General features: G+C 60.8%; 15 protein-coding genes. 10 read left to right on the plus strand and 5 right to left on the minus strand.

Translation table 11 applies throughout. The annotated features are described in order from the left end of the window. The first annotated feature begins 511 nt into the window (after positions 1–511). Together parA and PQR02_RS32750 are read left to right on the plus strand one after the other, a co-directional pair. On the plus strand, positions 512–1,174 hold the full coding sequence (parA, locus tag PQR02_RS32745) for a ParA family partition ATPase (RefSeq protein ID WP_149670671.1): 663 nt from the start codon (positions 512–514) through the stop codon (positions 1,172–1,174). A gap of 25 nt (positions 1,175–1,199) precedes the next feature. Beyond that, the gene (locus PQR02_RS32750; protein ID WP_408241502.1) at positions 1,200–2,258 is read left to right on the plus strand and encodes a ParB/RepB/Spo0J family partition protein; all 1,059 of its coding nucleotides are present in this window, start codon (positions 1,200–1,202) and stop codon (positions 2,256–2,258) included. Positions 2,259–2,350: 92 nt separating this feature from the next. Here PQR02_RS32750 and PQR02_RS32755 read toward each other — a convergent pair whose 3' ends face one another. Continuing rightward, positions 2,351–3,700: a replication initiation protein gene (locus PQR02_RS32755; protein WP_408241505.1), complete on the minus strand. Its 1,350-nt coding sequence runs from the start codon at positions 3,698–3,700 to the stop codon at positions 2,351–2,353. Between the two features lie 2,083 nt (positions 3,701–5,783). On the opposite strand from PQR02_RS32755, the gene PQR02_RS32760 reads away from it, so the two are divergent. After that, positions 5,784–6,992, plus strand: a complete 1,209-nt coding sequence (locus PQR02_RS32760; protein ID WP_408241508.1) for a DNA-binding protein — start codon at positions 5,784–5,786, stop codon at positions 6,990–6,992. A 68-nt stretch (positions 6,993–7,060) separates the two neighbouring features. On the opposite strand, the gene PQR02_RS32765 is transcribed toward PQR02_RS32760, so the two are convergent. From PQR02_RS32765 to PQR02_RS32775, 3 genes are all read right to left on the minus strand, one after another. Further along, positions 7,061–8,143 (minus strand): tyrosine-type recombinase/integrase, encoded by a 1,083-nt coding sequence (locus PQR02_RS32765; RefSeq protein WP_408241511.1) that lies wholly within the window; start codon positions 8,141–8,143, stop codon positions 7,061–7,063. A gap of 59 nt (positions 8,144–8,202) precedes the next feature. Then, entirely contained in the window at positions 8,203–8,601 is a 399-nt protein-coding gene (locus tag PQR02_RS32770; protein ID WP_408241514.1) for a DUF2471 family protein, read from the minus strand. A gap of 127 nt (positions 8,602–8,728) precedes the next feature. Further along, the gene (locus tag PQR02_RS32775) at positions 8,729–9,367 is read right to left on the minus strand and encodes a helix-turn-helix domain-containing protein (protein WP_408241518.1); all 639 of its coding nucleotides are present in this window, start codon (positions 9,365–9,367) and stop codon (positions 8,729–8,731) included. A 160-nt stretch (positions 9,368–9,527) separates the two neighbouring features. Here PQR02_RS32775 and PQR02_RS32780 point away from each other — a divergent pair, with 160 nt between their 5' ends. Together PQR02_RS32780 and tdh are read left to right on the plus strand one after the other, a co-directional pair. Beyond that, positions 9,528–10,727, plus strand: coding sequence for a glycine C-acetyltransferase (locus tag PQR02_RS32780; protein WP_408241521.1), 1,200 nt, complete (start codon positions 9,528–9,530; stop codon positions 10,725–10,727). Positions 10,728–10,740: 13 nt separating this feature from the next. Beyond that, positions 10,741–11,772, plus strand: a complete 1,032-nt coding sequence (gene tdh, locus PQR02_RS32785; protein WP_408241524.1) for an L-threonine 3-dehydrogenase — start codon at positions 10,741–10,743, stop codon at positions 11,770–11,772. Positions 11,773–11,811: 39 nt separating this feature from the next. Here tdh and PQR02_RS32790 read toward each other — a convergent pair whose 3' ends face one another. Further along, entirely contained in the window at positions 11,812–12,462 is a 651-nt protein-coding gene (locus PQR02_RS32790; RefSeq protein WP_408241527.1) for a YceI family protein, read from the minus strand. A gap of 109 nt (positions 12,463–12,571) precedes the next feature. Here PQR02_RS32790 and PQR02_RS32795 point away from each other — a divergent pair, with 109 nt between their 5' ends. The 5 genes from PQR02_RS32795 (at position 12,572) to PQR02_RS32815 (ending at position 16,613) form a co-directional block, all read left to right on the plus strand. Then, the gene (locus tag PQR02_RS32795; protein WP_408241531.1) at positions 12,572–13,303 is read left to right on the plus strand and encodes a TetR/AcrR family transcriptional regulator; all 732 of its coding nucleotides are present in this window, start codon (positions 12,572–12,574) and stop codon (positions 13,301–13,303) included. 13 nt (positions 13,304–13,316) lie between these two features. Then, entirely contained in the window at positions 13,317–13,796 is a 480-nt protein-coding gene (locus PQR02_RS32800; protein ID WP_408241534.1) for a nuclear transport factor 2 family protein, read from the plus strand. Between the two features lie 208 nt (positions 13,797–14,004). Then, positions 14,005–14,523, plus strand: coding sequence for a hypothetical protein (locus PQR02_RS32805; RefSeq protein ID WP_408241537.1), 519 nt, complete (start codon positions 14,005–14,007; stop codon positions 14,521–14,523). 529 nt (positions 14,524–15,052) lie between these two features. After that, positions 15,053–15,520, plus strand: a complete 468-nt coding sequence (locus tag PQR02_RS32810; RefSeq protein ID WP_408241591.1) for a MaoC family dehydratase — start codon at positions 15,053–15,055, stop codon at positions 15,518–15,520. A 202-nt stretch (positions 15,521–15,722) separates the two neighbouring features. After that, complete coding sequence (locus PQR02_RS32815; protein WP_408241540.1) at positions 15,723–16,613, plus strand: NAD(P)-dependent oxidoreductase; 891 nt, start codon at positions 15,723–15,725, stop codon at positions 16,611–16,613. Positions 16,614–16,705: the final 92 nt, after the last annotated feature.

Here is a 16,705-nt window from a genome sequence, read left to right on the forward strand (position 1 = left end):
GCCGTTGCCGTTGCCGTTGCGACGCACGTTACCCCACGGATGTCGATAACCGAGTGCTGCACGGGCGCGCCGTCAGTCCACTCAGCACTGAGAGCTAATCGAAGCCGAGCTGTCGCAAGAACTTTATGCGCATAAAGTCGACCGCCCGCTCATCCCGACATGACATTCATCCCCCGCCAGCGCGCCTCGTCACTTCGACTGTCTCGAAGCACTTCGAGACACATCCGCAGTGAGTCGTGACGACACGCGAAATACCAGAGCACGGATGGGCCAACGCACGGACGGATCGCAACGATCCTCGCCCGTCGGCTACTCCGCTGGACATTACCTAATGGCCGGCCATCCTATTCCGCCGGACCAGCCTTAATTTCGCCGCCATTTCGCTCGCTCCTACCTTTATGCGCATAAACCTTATCCGAATGGCTAATTCTTATCTTGTTTTCCACAAAACGATTGAAATGCGAATTCATCCAGGTAAAATCCATTTGCGCTTAAAAAGAGGAGGTGAAATTTGGCAGCGGAAATCATCGCGGTAACACAACAGAAGGGCGGGGTCGGGAAGAGCACAATCGCGATGCATCTCGGCGCTGCGTTTCACGAGAAAGGCAAACGCGTCCTCGTCGTAGACGCAGATGGGCAAAACACACTGATCCACTGGGCCAGCGCATCATCAGACGGCGACACCGGCATTCCCTTCGCTGTCGTCAACCTCTCCGAAGCAGGCAGCCAGATCCATCGCGAGATCAAGAAGTTCGTGGCTGACTACGACATCATCATCGTCGACTGCCCGCCTTCCATTACCGAAAAGGTCTCTGGCGTCGTCTTGCTCGCGGCGAGCGTCGCAGTGATCCCAACATCGTCATCACCGGCCGACTACTGGTCGAGCATCGGCCTGGTCAAGCTGGTGCAGCAAGCCCAGGTGATGAACGAAGACCTGCGCGCAGTCTTCCTGCTCAACAAGACCGAAGAAAAACGGATGCTGACGCGCGAACTGAAGCGCGCTTTGGAAGAACTCGGCTTCCCTCTGCTTAAGACTCAGATCCCGACGCGCGAAGCCTACAAGCAGGCTATGGCGTTAGGACAAACGGTGCTTCAGATGAACGACCGCGGCGCCAAACTCGCCGCCATCGAAGTACGGGCATGCGCGAACGAAATCGCAGCGTTGCTCCCGTGAAATTTATGCGCATAAAGGACCCTGAATGAAACCCTCCCAATTTGCCAAAGGCTTTCAAGCACGTCCTGATACGACAAGTAGCGAAAAGCGAACTGCTCTCGACCGTCTGAATGCCATCGACGGGCTGGTCAAGAACGGCCCCCCGAGTAGCGAAGCGGCTGGACGCGCAATGTCGGCTGTCGTTGTGCCGCAGGACGTCCCGCAGGCCGACACCGCCGACGCAGCCGCTGAATCGGCCGCCTACCGCGCGTGGAAGATCGAGCATGGATACCGAACGAACCAGGTCATCGAACTTCCGCTGAAGAGCATCAAGCCGAGCCCATTCAATCCTCGACACTTCTATCTGAAGGCGTCGATTGCGGAGCTTGCGGTCAATCTGGCAAAGCAGGGGCAGCAGCAGGCGATTCACGTCATTCCCGATTACGACAATCCCGGCACCTACTTTGTTAGCGACGGTGGCCGCCGCGTGCGAGCGTTGAAAGAAGCGAACAAGGAATCGGTGAAGGCGATCGTCATCGATCTGCCGATTGGCATCCAGAGCTACAAGCTCGGCTATGACCTGAACGTCCAACGCGATTCGCAGACCGTCTTCGACAACGCTGTCGTCTGGAAACGCTTTCTCGACGATCGCCACTTTCAGAGTCAGAAGGAGCTCGCCGAACATCTCGGCCTGGACGAATCGACCGTTGCGGTCGCCCTTTCCATCGCGAAGTTGCCGGAGGCCGTCATGCATGAAATGGTCGCGCGCTCGGACCGCTTCGGCTCAAACATGGCGTATCACGTGGGTCGCTATCACACCGCCCGGGGCGCCGACGCCACGCTGCGCCTGATCAACAAGATCGTCTCTGACGATCTGAGCACGCGGCAAGTCGCCGACATCGTCAAGGGAAGGGCAAACGCGCAGGAAAGCGTCAAACCGGCGGGCCGGCAACGCTACGCGCAGCGACTGGAAATCAAGCTCGACGGTGTGCCGGTCGGTGATCTCAAATCGTACGGAGATGATCGAATCGAACTGCGTTTGAAGGGCCTCACGCGCGAGAAGCGTGACGGCATCCTGCGACAGATTGAAAAGATGCTGAAGTAAGAGGGAACAGTCGCAACGCGGCAGGGTAGAGCGGCACGCCCCTGCGGTCGCCGCTCAGTGAGCGTACTGAGGCCGCCAAACTAACCGATCAATCAAGCCGCGCGCGATTGGCTCAGCGTGAAAGCGAGCAGGTCGCCATCGGTCGGCTCGCCCCAGGTCTTACGCGCCAGCCAGTCGAAGAATGCCGTTTCCACAATCTTCGAATCCAGTCCACGACGACGCCAGTCGTCCCGCATGTGCGTGCCGAGCGCCGGCAACTGCTCTTCCTCGAACGATTGCCGCGCGATTTCCCGCTCAGACTCACCTTGCTCGTTGTACAACTCGTACGCTTCCTTCCGGCGATGCGCCGAGTATTCCTCGAGCAATCGCGCCTTGAGGTCGTCGGCAGGCGCCGCGACCGCGCCTTTGCCGCCACTCCCTGATGGCAACGCTTCGACAGGCGGCGCGTAGCCTTTCTTCAACGCATCCTTGAACAGCGCGGGCGCGCTACGCACAGGCGGCAACGACGTGCTGCGCATGCGTTGCTCGGTCATCTGCAAAGCGGCGCGAATCCGGTTTTCCTCGCTATCGGCATACAGCGTTTGCGCTTCTTTCAGCGGAATGCCGATCTTCACCATCCGATCGACAAGCGTGCTGTCAAACACGTTCGGATGCTCGTCGAGCGCGAGCATGGGTTGCTTGCGCTCGGTCACACGAAACTGGATTTCGGCAACCCGCCGGCCTTCGCGGTGCTCGATCAGTTCGACGAAGATATTGGTAACCGCGTTGACTTCGGCAATCGCCGGGCGCAGGTAATCGCGCTTGAAGTACTTATATTCGCGCTTCGCCTCGTCGCCCGCTTCCGTGTCCGGCGTACCCGACAGAATCGGGCGCCACCATTCCCACGTCTCACGCATGGTCAGGTGACTCGGGTTGGTCAGATAGCGCACGCAAATCTCGTACAACGCAAGGCCCGCGCTGCTACGCAATTGGCTCTGGAATTGGAGACTCAGACGCGCATACTGGACCGGGTCGAGCAGCTTCTTCTTGATTTTCGGCGCAAACGAGAATTCCACCCAGACGCGGCGTGTCGTTGGGTCCTCCAGAATTTCCGCGTCGGCGATCAGCGTGGAAATGCCCCACTTGCGACCCGGCTTCTGGCTGGACGTGCCGGTGCTCCATTCGACCTGCACCGACACCATGCGCCGTAAGTGCTCCTTGACGAGCGCGGTGTCGTTGGAATCGAAAGCGGAATTGGCGACGATGTCGGACAACAAGGCCCGATACGTGTCGCCCGCTTCGTCGGCTTGCTGGGCCACAGCGAGCAGCACGTTGAACAGCTTGCGGGTGAGCAGCGTGATTTTGCCGCTCTTCGGCTGGATGGCAATCGCCTCTACGGCCTTGCGCAATTCGGCCGAGCTCGGGCTGACTACATCGGTCTTCTTTGCGCGCTTCGTGGCCATGCGTCTGGTCAAGGAGGGATTTGGCGAGAGCATACCGGCTGTGGTGATACGCGTCTATAGCGTGCGTCTCACCGTTGCCGGTGAAGCGAGTTTACGGACCGCAACTCACCTCGAGGATCTCCCGCAAACTCTCACCTCAACCGTTTTGCACAGATTCGGGCCATCCTTGCAGGTCGCGGCCTCCGTAAATTTCGGGTTTTCTACAAGGCTCGCGAACGGGACCGTTCGATCCCGAATCTTCTCACCGTAAATATTTTTCGCGAAATCCAGGCGGAAACGCGGCCGCGCGCAAAGGCGGGGGCCTCGGAACGATTCCTGAAAGCGCTACGCCCAGGTTCGTCGGCGGGGGAGGGGAGAAGCCGCGGCGGGAACGCTACTCCCTACGAGACGATTTCAGATTGGCACGCGCCCGCTTGGAAGAGATCACCAGCATTAAAACCTAACGGACCTCACAGGGCCGCGGCTTGGGCCAGGCGCGATTGGCCCAGCACGGGGCGCGCGCGACAAGGCCTTGCGCCATGCATCCGAGAGGAGATTCGCACGACAGTGAGCGACTGTGACGCGGTGCTGCCGACTCGTGGATGCGGACGATGTTATGGGAAATGCATAACGACTCAACCGCGGACTGCTGATCGCGATAGCGATCTACACCTGCTCGACGATCCCTTTAACCGGTCACCGATCTGCGGCCCGTCGAACGTCCCCTGAAAAAGCTCACCTTTACGCTGACCGACAACTTGGAACGACGCGGGCTCGCGGGGCGCCGTGCCTTTGATCGAGCGAAAAACCCTCCTGAAAAACCTCACCTTTACTCATCGCAGACGGTGATGGTCGCCTAACCGAGCACCTCCCGAAAAACCTCACCATTAAGCAATGAAGAAGAATATTCCATTAAATTCAATGAGTTATATATTAGTCCTTCGAAGCGCCGCGTCGTCCGCTCCCGTTTTCTCTCACCTTTAGACGCTTTCTGACGGAAGGCGGCATTTCAGATTGCTACCCGGGAGTTCCCGAACAACCTCACCAATAGAAACTTGGCGCCGCAACGCAGTCATTGTCGCGACAGCATCTGTTGGGCTTTTCCGGGCAACGGAAGCCGCTTAGCTCCCGCATTTCCTCACCTCGATGTCCAAAAGGCACTCCCCAGGCTCCCGAAAAGCCTCACCTTTGACCAAAACTGGCTGATCCGGCAACCGAGCAGACCGGTCTCGACGCCAGTTCCCGAATTTCCTCACCTATATGTTCTCGGGATCCGCCCGCTCGTCCATATCACCGGCGCAACGCTCACCAGAACATAGCCCCGCATCCCGCAAACGCTCACCTTTGGCGCGCGACTGCCCAGAAATCAGGCAGAAATGACCGTTCGGCCCCGTAAAACCTCACCTTCGCTTCCCGTTTTCTCCTGACTTGGCTCACCATTGGGGTTTACAGCCTCAAATCAGGCCCGAAAATCGGTGGCGGAGACCATCCCGAAAGCGCTCACCGTTGGTTCGGCCGCCAGCGGAGTGGACTGTCAAGCGCTGCCGGTCGATTCACCCCCGCGAGCTCCTGCAAAATCTCACCTTTGATCAAACCGCATGTTTACGGGGTCTCCTGAACCCGCTCACGTTCTGTCCCGGACCCGCTCACCGCGGTCCCCGAACCTCATCACTCCAGCGTCCCGCAAGATCTCACCACGTCTCCCGCAAAGCTTCACCTTCCTAGCCTGGAACCCCCGCCGCATAAGGCTTTGCCATGGCGTTAACCGTTTTAACATGGGTTCAAAGGTGTTTACTTTTATTACTCTCTAGCATCCGCCCCGCGAGTCCTCCGGACCACCGCTTCCACACAACGTCCTCGCCATCGAACGTTCGTGAAACAGTCAGCGATTTATTCATAGCTATCAAAAACTCTTTCTTTACAAGAAGTTATTCGCTATTCTTCGCTTTGTTTCACGGCAGATATCAACGAGCGCGAGTCGATCGACATCTCCGGCACGTAAAAGCACGCCAATTCCACGACATCCCCGCGACAAGAACAAACAGGTAGCAAACGCTACGTAAATTGTTATGATCCATCCAATTCGAGCGACATCGAGGTTGATATGAATCTGGACCAGGAACGGCAAAGCATTCGTAGCGAGCTTGAGGCCATGCGTGTTAAAGGGGCTCGGCGACAGGATTTGTCGCTGCATGCGTGCAAGCGGCTGTTTTTCGACCTGGGTATCCGCCCATCCATGGCCACGGTCCGTGATCTGACGCAGACCGGCAGCGCAAGCGATATTCCGAAGGACATCGACCATTTCTGGGAACGCATCCGCAATGTGTCGCGTGTAAAAGTCGGTGCGGGCGCGATCCCGAAAGCATTGGAAGATCGCGCCGGTGAACTGCTGGGCGCGTTGTTCGAAGAAGCCGTTGCGCATGCGCGAACTACCCTCGATGCCGAACGCGAGGAAATCCGCGCGCAGATCGCCGCCGCCGAGCAACTCGCGCGAGACGCGGAAATTCGCCGGGACGCCTCAGACGAGGCAGTCAAGCGCAGCGAACTACGCGCCGAAGCCGCGTGGGATCGGGTTCGTGCGCTCGAAACCGAGCTATCCAGCGCCACCACCCACGGCAACGTTCACCACGAAGGCTTGCAGGCAACGGTGCGACGGCTTGAGCACGAAAACGAAGCGCTCCGTCAGCGTCTGGACGCCGAGTTCGCAACCAATGCAACGCTGCGCGACCGGATCGACGCATTGCATGTCGAAATGCGTCAAAGCACGGAACACTATGCGCAGCAGATCAAAGACGCAGTTGCGGAAGCCGAACGGCGGGTCAAGCCGATGCTTGTCGAACTCGACTCGCTGCGCAGCATGGCGGCCACGTACCAATCGGGCGTGCGCGACGCGAGCCGCAAGGAATTTGAGTTCATTCAGCAGATTGCCGCAGCCAAGGCGCGCGGCGACCGGCTCGACGCGCAACTGCGCGAGCAATCGGACGAAGTGGATGCGTTGACGAAAGAAGTCGCCGTGCTGCGCACCCAGCAAGGCATCGACCCGGCGATCGCCAGTCTGCTTTGCTCGCTGGTTGAAGCGGGCCGGCTCACGAGCGACGAATTGACTTCGGTCGGCACGGCGGCGGACGGCCATGTCTCGCTCCCGCTGCGCTGCCCAAAATGCGATGAAGGTGAGCCGGAGTTGTCGCAGGTCGATCACCGCTATGAATTGCTTTGCCCGGAGTGCGAACACTCGTCGGGACTCGGCGCATCAAGGCTCGCGGCGGTCAGCCGGTTTCTGTCGAGCGACACGGCGGCGGCTGCGGCCCGGTAATTCAACCGGTGCGGTAGCGGATAGAACGTCAAAGGTGAGGAAATTCGGGACCAGAAAGGTGAGGCTTTTCAGGGCTCCCCCGCTCCCGGTTTCCTCGTCAAACGCCCGTCGCTTCTGGGCGCGTGCAACGGCGGCGCAGCCGGATCGGGCACATCGGCGGCGGGCGATTCCTGCTGATCCATCCACGTTTGCCAGGCGCGATACAAACGGTTCGCGGACACGGCTTGCACAAATCCCAGCCATTGCCCGACCAGTTCTGCCTCCACCCCGCTCTCGAATAAATCCGCCGCAAAAGTGTTGCGCAATGTTTGTGGACTCGCGCGAGACTTGCGCGACGCGGCAATCCCGGCGCCATCGACCAACGCGTCGACCGCGCGCAGCATGGTGGCTTTGTGCATCGGCCGCCCTGAGGGCGACGCCGGGAACACCAGATTGCCAGCGAGTTCCGCCAGACGCCGCTCGGCAAGCCAAGCGTCAAGAATTGCTGCCGCGAACGGAGCGAGCCGGGTTCGGCGCGTCAGCAGCGGATTCGCGGACTCGATCGTCACCCACGGCGAGCCGGCATTCACGCAACTAACCGTAAGCGCCGCAGCCTCGCCCGTTTTCAATCCGCCGCCGAGAAACACGGCGATCAACGCGCGATCGCGGCGCTCTCTCCAGCGCTGCGCCGCCGACAAAACCGGCAATGGCGAAAAGAGCTGCGCGATCAGCGCGGTTCGTTCGGCATGGGTGAGAAAGCCGGTCGGTTCATTGTCGCGCGCGTGTCGCCACGCTGCTTCACCATCCTGAGCAATGAAGCGTGCCGGGTTTGTCGACGCGGATTCCATTTCGCGTACGTGATCCAGTACCCGTTCGATCAGCCGCAAATACCTGATTCGTTGGGGTTTGCGGATCTCGAGCCCGGCGACGAATTCGGCGATCTCGTGCATGTCGACCGTGACGGGATTTTTCTGACGCGCACTGAGCCAGTCGAGGAAAAGCCCCCACTGCGCCCGGTAGACGTCAGCGGAAGAACGTCTGAAATGCTGTCTGGCCAGCCACGCGTCGAAGGCGATTTGCGGGTCGCGACGCCAGTCCTCGCGTTGCTGGTCGAAGAGATCGGTCGACGGAGCAGCGCGGGGAACCGGGTCGGACAGGTGCGGAGGTGACATTGGCTATTCTTCCGTTAGTTGCAGCATATTGTATGCGGCAACAGGCGAAAATACAGCTTTCAGCCGCCCCAAGGCCGGGAGCGCTTCAAGCCCGGGCGGTCCGGCGCCGGCTGAGCGGCGCGGCGCGCAGCTTCCTCATAAGCACTGACGGCGAATGCGAATACCGCCGGCAGCGCGGTGGACGTGCCGAAATCCACGGCTTCGTCCGTTTCCGGATAAGGCAAATCGGACGGACGCTGAAACAGGCCCAGCATCAACGCGTCGTGCCGGCTGGCGAAGCCGAGGTCCGCCAGCGCCTCGGCTTCGATCGCATGCAGCAGACGCCACGTGAGCGGCACCTGCTGCACGATGTAGCGCGCGGCGATATTGCGCACGATATGTTCGAGATCGCACGCCGCGGTTTGATAGCGCAGTGCGGCCAGAGCTTGATCGCTAGGATCGGCTTTCGGATTGTTCATTTTCGGCTCCAATCGACAGCTTATACTGTACAAATACACAGTGTCTGGCGCAACCTCGGCTGAATGGCCAATTCAGCCAACAACTAGCTACTAGGCGACGCGCCCGACCAGGCCGACGAGCCCGGCGTCAGCCGTGAATCACCACTAGCAGCGCTTTCGCCTCGCCCTTCCCGGCGTTGCGGATCGCGTGCGGTTCGTCGGCGACATAACGGGCGGTCTCCGCCGCCTTGAGCCGTTTGGTCGCGCCGGCCGCTTCGATTTCGACAGATCCATGCAGCACGGTCAGGTGCTCGCGCGTGCCCGGCTCATGCGCGTTCGATATCAGCGCTCCGCCCGGCTGCAGCGTCAATTCATACCATTCGAACTTGCCGGCCAGCTCGATCGGCCCCCACACCCGCAACTGGTATTTGGCCTCGTGCCCGCTCAGCGTGGGAATGTCGTGCGGCCCGGACACGGCGATCGCTTCGGGCGCCTTCGGCGGCGCGAACAGCGAGTCGAGACTGACGCCCAGCGCATTGGTCAAACGCCAGGCGACCGCGATCGTCGGATTGGCCTTGTCGCGCTCGATTTCCGATAGCATGGATTTCGACACGCCTGCCGCACGCGACAGATCGTCGAGCGTCATGCGCCGCTCCGCGCGCAGGCGCTGAATCTGCTCACCGACGCGCGGCGGCGCCGCGCTCGCAGGCACCGAAGTTGCGCCCGACGTAGTTGCCGCGTTGGCCGCGGCGCGGCGGATGCCCGAACTTGCCATTTTCTGACCCATCGTTTAGAGTTGTTCGATATACCGGATTTTAGTTCGGAAAAACGAAAATATCCGATAAAACTGACAGCCGACTATAACAGGCCGCCTCGCCGTGGCCCGAGCCGGAACGTTGACGCTGACGTTCATGCGGCGGCCTATCACCCATTCAGGAGTCTGGTTCATGCGTGACCAATACCTCGCCCATCTACGCGGCACCCTCGAACAGATCCGCGCCGACGGTTTTTACAAGAACGAGCGGGTGATCGCGAGCCCGCAGTCGGCCGACGTGCGGCTTGCCGACGGCACGGGCGTGCTGAATTTCTGCGCGAACAACTACCTCGGCCTCGCCGACGACGCCCGGCTGATCGAGGCCGCCAAGCGAGGTCTGGACAACGACGGCTTCGGCATGGCGTCGGTGCGTTTCATTTGCGGCACGCAAACCGTCCACAAGGAACTCGAACGTGCGCTCGCCGCGTTCCTGCAAACCGACGACTGCATTCTCTACTCGAGCTGTTTCGATGCGAACGGCGGCTTGTTCGAAACGCTGCTCGACGAAAACGACGCGATCATCAGCGACGAACTGAATCACGCGAGCATTATCGACGGCGTGCGGCTCTCGAAGGCCAAGCGCTTTCGCTATAAGAACAACGACCTCGCCGATCTCGAAGCCCGCCTGAAAGAAGCAGATGCCGCCGGCGCGCGCTTCAAGCTGATCGCGACCGATGGCGTGTTCTCGATGGACGGCATCATCGCCGACCTCGCCGGCATCTGCGATCTGGCCGATCGCTACGGCGCGCTGGTGATGGTCGACGATTCGCATGCGGTGGGCTTTGTCGGCGAACACGGGCGCGGCACGCCGGAGCATTGCGGGGTACTGTCGCGTGTCGACATCATTACCGGCACGCTTGGCAAAGCGTTGGGCGGCGCATCGGGCGGCTACGTCGCCGCGCGCAACGAGATCGTCGAATTGCTGCGGCAGCGCTCGCGTCCCTATCTGTTTTCGAACACGCTCACGCCGAGCATTGCCGCCGCGTCGCTGAAAGTGCTCGAACTGCTGGCCAGCGATGAAGGCGCGCAATTGCGCGCACGTGTGCGCGAAAACGGCGCGCACTTTCGCAGCAAGATGAGCGCGCTCGGCTTCACGCTCGTGCCGGGCGAACACCCGATCATTCCCGTGATGCTCGGCGACGCGCAACTCGCTTCGAAAATGGCGGACGCGCTGTTGAGGGAAGGCGTCTACGTGATCGGCTTTTCGTTCCCGGTGGTGCCCAAGGGCCGCGCTCGCATCCGCACGCAAATGAGTGCCGCGCATACGACCGAACAGATCGACCGGGCTGTCGACGCATTCGCGCGTATTGGCCGCGAACTGGGTGTTATCTGAAACAGAGGCGCACATGAAAGCATTGGCAAAACTCGAACGCGCGCCGGGTCTCACGCTCACCGACGTCAAGAAGCCCGAAGTCGGCCACAACGACGTGATGATCCGCATCACCCGCACCGCGATTTGCGGCACCGATATTCACATCTGGAAGTGGGACGACTGGGCGCAAAAGACCATTCCAGTGCCGATGCACGTCGGCCACGAATATGTCGGCGAGATCGTCGAGATGGGTCAGGAAGTGCGCGGCTTTGCGATCGGCGATCGCGTGTCGGGCGAAGGACACATCACCTGCGGCTTCTGCCGCAACTGCCGCGCGGGACGCCGGCATTTGTGCCGCAATACGGTCGGCGTCGGCGTGAATCGGGAAGGCGCGTTCGCCGAATATCTGGTGATTCCGGCGTTCAACGCGTTCAAGATTCCGCCCGAGATCTCCGACGATCTCGCGGCGATCTTCGATCCGTTCGGCAACGCGACGCATACGGCGCTGTCGTTCAATCTGGTCGGCGAAGACGTGCTGATCACGGGCGCCGGACCGATCGGCATCATGGCGGTGGCGATCGCGAAACACGCCGGCGCGCGCAATGTCGTGATCACCGACATCAACGATTACCGCCTCGAACTCGCGCGCAAGATGGGCGCGACGCGCGCGGTGAACGTGTCGCGCGAATCGTTGCGCGACGTGATGAGCGAACTGCACATGACCGAAGGCTTCGATGTCGGGCTGGAAATGTCCGGCGTGCCGAGCGCGTTCACCGGCATGCTCGAAGCGATGAATCACGGCGGCAAGATTGCGTTGCTCGGCATTCCGCCTGCGCAGACCGCGATCGACTGGACCCAGGTGATCTTCAAAGGCCTCGAAATCAAGGGCATTTACGGGCGCGAAATGTTCGAGACCTGGTACAAGATGGTCGCGATGCTGCAAAGCGGGCTGGATCTGTCGCCGATCCTCACGCACCATTTCAAGGTCGATGATTATCAGCAGGCATTCGCGACGATGCTTTCCGGCGAGAGCGGCAAGGTCATTCTGGACTGGACCGCTGCGTGAGCTGACGCGATCGCGCCCGACCCCACGCCCGCTGTGTGCTCACCCGCCTGCGGGCGTTTTCACGAACTCCGCCTGAATGCGCACATGAATCTCGTCGCCCACAGCGGGATACCACGTCGACAAACCGAACTTCGCGCGGCTGAAGCGGCCGTCCGCCGAAAAACCTAGCGTGTCTTTCTTCGTCAGCGGATCGGGCGCGAAGCCGTTGAAGGTGACATCGAGCGTCACCGGTTGCGTGACGCCGCGAATCGTCAGATCGCCGGTCAACGTGCCGCGTGCTTCGCCGGTACGCTCGAAGCGCGTGCTCACGAAGCGAATCTCCGGATAGCGCGACACGTCGAGCATGCTCGCGCCCTTCACCATTTTGTCGAGCAGCGGCACATTCGTATCGATGCTGGCGGCGTCGATCGTGACCGAGGCCGTGCTCCGATCGAGACCGCCCTCGTTCCAGTCGAGCTGCCCCTGCTTGCGATCGAAGCGTATCGTAAAGCGCGAGTATTTGAAGTGATCGATGTCGAAGGTGATGCTGCAATGGTCAGGGTCTATCACGTAACGGCCGGCGGGCACGCGCGCTTCGTTCTGGCTGACCGAATGCGTGAGCACCTGCAACGGCGTGCAAGCCACCGTGGTGAGCAGAGTTGCGGCTAACAGCGCGCGTGCCAACGTGACGCGGACAGATGAGTGGCTCATGAAATTCGTTCCGGTTGACCGATCGTCATCACGATAGCAGCAAGCGTAACCAGCCGCCGAAACGCACGAAAAACTTGACGACGTAGAATGGTCGTTCTACCTTAGATGGATGGCTACCGAAACTCTCACTGAAGCCGCGGCGCCCGGCAGCGCGCGCGAGCGTCTGCTGGACGCCGCCGAGGCGTTGATCTACGCCGGCGGCATCCACGCAACCGGCGTGGATGCGATCGTCAAGCAGTCCGGCACGGCGCGCAAAAGCTTCTACACCCATTTCGAATCGAAAGACGCACTGGTGGCGGCCGCGCTCGAACGGCGCGACGAGCGTTGGATGAACTGGTTTATCGCAGGCACGCAGCAGTGCGGCAAGACTTCGCGCAAGCGTCTGCTCGGCATGTTCGAGGTACTGCGTGAATGGTTCGCGTCGGAAGATTTTCACGGCTGCGCGTTTTTGAACGCGGCTGGCGAGATTGCTTCGGCGGACGACCCGATCCGGATCGTCGCGCGCAAACACAAGGAACGCCTGCTCGATTTCGTGCGCAGCCAGTGCAATGCGTTCGCGGCGGAGTCCGACATGGATGCGCGCCGCGCCGCGCGTTTGTCGCGCCAATGGCTGATTCTGCTCGACGGCGCAATCGCCGTGGCATTGGTGAGCGGCGATGCGGATGCCGCGCTCGACGCGCAGACCGCAGCGCGGGTCTTGCTCGACGCCGAAACCTCGTTCGCCGGGGAGCGACGCGCGCCCCCGAGCAATGCCACAACCCCATCGGCACGCAAGACCGCAAGCAAGCCGAGCAACGCTCCCGCAAACAAGCGATCGCCATCCCGGCGCACCGCACCCTGACTGAGGAACCATCATGGCCGACACAAACGAAACCCGCCCGCCGCTGCCGCCGTTCACGCGCGAAACCGCCATCCAGAAAGTGCGCGCCGCGGAAGACGGCTGGAATACCCGCGACCCCGAGCGCGTGTCGCTGGCGTACACACCGGACAGCATCTGGCGCAACCGCGCCGAATTCGTGCATGGCCGCGCGGAGATCGTCGGGCTGCTGCGTCGCAAGTGGGCGAAGGAACTCGACTACCGGCTGATCAAGGAACTGTGGGCATTCACCGATAGCCGCATCGCCGTGCGTTTCGCGTACGAGTGGCACGACGATTCGAACAACTGGTTTCGCTCGTACGGCAACGAGAATTGGGAGTTCGACGAACATGGGCTGATGGCGCGCCGTCACGCCAGCATCAACGATCTGCCGATCCGCGAGGCCGACCGCCTGTATCACTGGCCGCTTGGCCGCCGTCCCGACGATCATCCGGCCCTGTCGGACCTCGGTCTTTAGACTTTCATCAAACATGGCCGGTGGATGCGCGCGCATTCACCGCTTTGCCATCGGTTCTCCGTTATCGTTGCGGCTTTGGGCGCGAGCAGGTCGCATGCCCGAGCGCATCCTCAACATCGGGTGCGGGTTGAGGTACAGTGCGCGACGGGCGGCACACTCATAGCCAGAACATAGAAGACACCGGCGTTCGACGGGTGACGGAGTGGACATGCATTTTCGGCAGATCAAGAAGAATATCCGACGTACTGCAGTGGCGCTCGTCGCGAGTCTGGCGGCGGCCTCCGCCGCGCAGGCAGGCAACTGGTGCGAGGGCGGCGTGTGGGTCGATGCCATGCTCGGCTCATATCACATCAACCCCGATCCGAATACCGATTTCGAACAGTTCAACCCCGGCCTGGGCGTCGAATGCTGGCTCAACAATCAATGGGCGCTGACGGCCGGAGGCTTTCGCAACTCGCTGCGCCGGCCGTCATACTATGGCGGCGGGGTGTGGGCGCCGGAGTTCGCGCACTGGGGCATCGTGCGCATCGCGGCGATCGCCGGGATCATCTCCGGCTATAACTACGGCAACTGGGGCTTGGGTCGCAACCATACGATCGGTCCGGTGGTCGCGCCGATCGTGATGGTCGAATACAAGCGCGTCGGCGCGAACTTCATCCTGATCCCGCCGATCCCATCGGACAATCTGCCGTTTACAGTGGGGTTTCAGGTGAAGGTGAAGTTCTGAGATATGTCTCAGTTCGCAAAAAAGGCCGTGAATTCCGGGAAGCCGAGCAAGTTAAAACAATAGATCGAATAGTTCTACGAAAGATAAGTCGTGAGTTTCTATGTAACCCTGCGTTCGGTGTTGGGACTATTTGCCGAAGCGAGTTCAGGTCAAATCGAATGCGGATGAGTTTCCCCCACATCTCAATCAATTACGAATCGTCAGGTTGCTGCGCCCCCGCTTTGGTCATTTCGCGGCCCACGAGTGCAAATCGTAGCGGCGCTGGCAACCTCCTGCCTCGGGTGCATGCTTCTGCCGTTCCGATTTCTCGCTTGACAAAGTAACAGACCTGTCCGTACCATTAAATTAGTTACAGGTTAGTCACTTTGTGGCGGGCGGTCATGCGGTGATAGAAGCAGGGGCTATCTCAGGTTGTCCCAAGACATCGCCATCGCCCGTGGTCACCCGATCGGTCGTCACTTTGTGCATCGGCGGCGGGAGAGACATTGGGCTCGTGCCCGAAACGATTGCATATGGCTGGGACGGGATCATGAATCAGCTTAACGAGCGCTATCTGGAAGATTTTGCAGTGGGGCAGACGTTCGGGTCAGGGCGGCTTCGCATCGACAAGGAGCGGGTCCTTGCGTTCGCCGCTGAGTTCGATCCACAGCCCTTTCACCTCGATGAGGCGGCGGCGGCCCGCTCGATTTTCGGTGGACTGGCCGCCAGCGGCTGGCACACCGCCGCCGTGACGATGCGGTTGATGATCGAAACCGAACTCAAGCCGGCTGGCGGGTTCGTCGGCGCCGGGCTCGACGAGTGCCGCTGGCCCCGGCCAGTGCGCCCCGGTGATGAGTTGCGCGTCGAGTGCGAAGTGATCGAGGTGCGACCGTCAAAGTCACGTCCGGAGCAGGGCCTGATCAAGCTCCGAACGACTACGCTGAACCAGGACGATGAGGCCGTGCTGGTGCATGTCGTGAATATGGTCGTGCCGCGCCGTCAACAACATTCGTGTTGACTCCCAGAAAGCGGGATTGCCGGAGAAGCATGCTCATGATCGAAATTGCGGACTCCGAAAGGATTTCAAGCACACTTGCTGCCTTCGTCGCGGGGCGGGCGCCGAAGGTGTGCTTGTCGCCCCGCTATGTCAGCTCGTTGCCGCAGCAGGCGGGCAGCGGGATTTTTCATCCAGTGTCGCCACAAGCGCCAACCGCGCTGGGATGGAGGTGAATATGGGCATCGGTTTCATCGGCTTAGGTGTCATGGGGCAGCCCATGGCGCTCAACTTGGCCCGCGCAGGTGCACAACTCGTTGTCTGGAATCGCTCCGCTGACAGAAGTGAGTCTTTGCGAGCAGCGGGCGCAACCATCGCGACGAATCCTGCCGCGATATTTGAACGGACCCGCGTGATATTCCTGATGCTGGTCGATGGCGACGCAGTCGACGCCGTTCTCGGCCGCGGCACATCGCAGTTCAGCGCGAACGTTGCGCATCACACGATCGTCCACATGGGGACGAGTTCGGCCGACTACTCGCGGGGACTCGAAGCCGACATCCGCAACGCCGGTGGCAGCTACGTGGAAGCGCCCGTCTCGGGCTCGCGCAAGCCCGCCGAGGCAGGCCAGCTCGTGGCGATGCTGGCGGGCGAAGACGCGGCCGTCGAACGCGTGCGCCCTTTGCTCACGCCAATGTGCCATCAGACGATGGTGTGCGGCCCGGTTCCGAATGGGCTTCTTATGAAGCTCGCGGTGAACCTGTTTCTGATGACCACGGTCACCGGCCTTGCGGAAGCGGCCCATTTTGCCGAGCGGCATGGTCTGGACATGCAGCAGTTCCGCGCCATCGTGGACGCCGGTCAGATGGCGAGCGACATTTCACGCGTAAAAATTCTCAAACTGGTGATGCGCGACTTCGATGTCCAAGGGTCGATCGACAATGTGGTGAAGGTCAATCGATTGATTGCGGAAGCGGCCAGGGAAGCCGGGGTCGCGTCGCCGCTATTGGACGTCTGCTATGCGCTTTTCGGTGAGACGCAGGCATTGGGGCATGGACAGTCCGACATCGCGGCCGTCGTCCACGCACTCGAGGCAAGAACCCATTCCGGCAAATGATCGCGTTCGTACTCCTCCCGATTTGCCATGACAGCGCCAGGCTGGGCGACAGTGCTCTTACACCGGATATCCGATGAGGCAATCGACCTGCC

Origin of the sequence: Paraburkholderia sediminicola (assembly GCF_046026895.1) — a bacterium.
GTDB classification, from domain to species: Bacteria; Pseudomonadota; Gammaproteobacteria; order Burkholderiales; family Burkholderiaceae; genus Paraburkholderia; species Paraburkholderia sediminicola_C.

Excerpts from the sequence above, each read along its gene's own strand:
- PQR02_RS32775 (WP_408241518.1), bottom strand. The coding sequence starts at position 9,367 with ATGGGTCAGAAAATGGCAAGTTCGGGCATCCGCCGCGCCGCGGCCAAC.
- PQR02_RS32765 (WP_408241511.1), bottom strand. The coding sequence starts at position 8,143 with ATGTCACCTCCGCACCTGTCCGACCCGGTTCCCCGCGCTGCTCCGTCG.
- PQR02_RS32760 (WP_408241508.1), top strand. The coding sequence starts at position 5,784 with ATGAATCTGGACCAGGAACGGCAAAGCATTCGTAGCGAGCTTGAGGCC.
- PQR02_RS32805 (WP_408241537.1), top strand. The coding sequence starts at position 14,005 with ATGCATTTTCGGCAGATCAAGAAGAATATCCGACGTACTGCAGTGGCG.
- PQR02_RS32755 (WP_408241505.1), bottom strand. The coding sequence starts at position 3,700 with ATGGCCACGAAGCGCGCAAAGAAGACCGATGTAGTCAGCCCGAGCTCG.
- PQR02_RS32770 (WP_408241514.1), bottom strand. The coding sequence starts at position 8,601 with ATGAACAATCCGAAAGCCGATCCTAGCGATCAAGCTCTGGCCGCACTG.
- PQR02_RS32815 (WP_408241540.1), top strand. The coding sequence starts at position 15,723 with ATGGAGGTGAATATGGGCATCGGTTTCATCGGCTTAGGTGTCATGGGG.
- tdh (WP_408241524.1), top strand. The coding sequence starts at position 10,741 with ATGAAAGCATTGGCAAAACTCGAACGCGCGCCGGGTCTCACGCTCACC.
- PQR02_RS32750 (WP_408241502.1), top strand. The coding sequence starts at position 1,200 with ATGAAACCCTCCCAATTTGCCAAAGGCTTTCAAGCACGTCCTGATACG.
- PQR02_RS32790 (WP_408241527.1), bottom strand. The coding sequence starts at position 12,462 with ATGAGCCACTCATCTGTCCGCGTCACGTTGGCACGCGCGCTGTTAGCC.
- PQR02_RS32780 (WP_408241521.1), top strand. The coding sequence starts at position 9,528 with ATGCGTGACCAATACCTCGCCCATCTACGCGGCACCCTCGAACAGATC.
- PQR02_RS32810 (WP_408241591.1), top strand. The coding sequence starts at position 15,053 with ATGAATCAGCTTAACGAGCGCTATCTGGAAGATTTTGCAGTGGGGCAG.
- PQR02_RS32800 (WP_408241534.1), top strand. The coding sequence starts at position 13,317 with ATGGCCGACACAAACGAAACCCGCCCGCCGCTGCCGCCGTTCACGCGC.
- PQR02_RS32795 (WP_408241531.1), top strand. The coding sequence starts at position 12,572 with ATGGCTACCGAAACTCTCACTGAAGCCGCGGCGCCCGGCAGCGCGCGC.